Raw genomic sequence first — 476 nt, forward strand, 5'->3', positions numbered from 1 at the left:
TGATTAGGGCTATTAACCCTGATAATGGAAGATAAATTAATTACAACAAAGAGTTTAGAATATATTCAAAAATATCGTATGATAATATAACTAGTGATATAGGTAAGCGATATAGACTTAATAGAAGTATACAGGTTGAAGGTGCAGTTGCAGTTCTTAAAGAGTGTATGAATTTAAGAAGATTAAAGGTTAGAGGTTTTGATAATGTTAAAAGAGAAATGATGCTATTTTCTATGGCCTATAACTTTAATAAATATATAAGTAGAAGATTAAGGAATAAATTAGGGAATACATTGCATCAATTAAAAGATATTATATAGATTAAAGCTAAAAGATTTAGTTAGCTAATTTTGTTATACTTAAATATATGAAAAGGAGATTAATTTGTATAAATTTAATATACATTTTAATCTCCTGATTCTTTTAATTAGAGATGTTGCGAATATATTTCTAAAAAATTAGTGAATTGCAACAGC

Annotated in this window: 1 pseudogene; it reads left to right on the plus strand. The window is 24.6% G+C overall.

Features of this window, described 5'->3' with window-relative positions:
* Window positions 1–35 precede the first annotated feature (35 nt).
* Window positions 36–320: pseudogene (locus AYC59_RS06605) on the plus strand (transposase); the annotation flags it as partial.
* Window positions 321–476: the final 156 nt, after the last annotated feature.

Source organism: Pseudostreptobacillus hongkongensis, from assembly GCF_001559795.1.
In the GTDB taxonomy this organism is placed as follows: domain Bacteria; phylum Fusobacteriota; class Fusobacteriia; order Fusobacteriales; family Leptotrichiaceae; genus Pseudostreptobacillus; species Pseudostreptobacillus hongkongensis.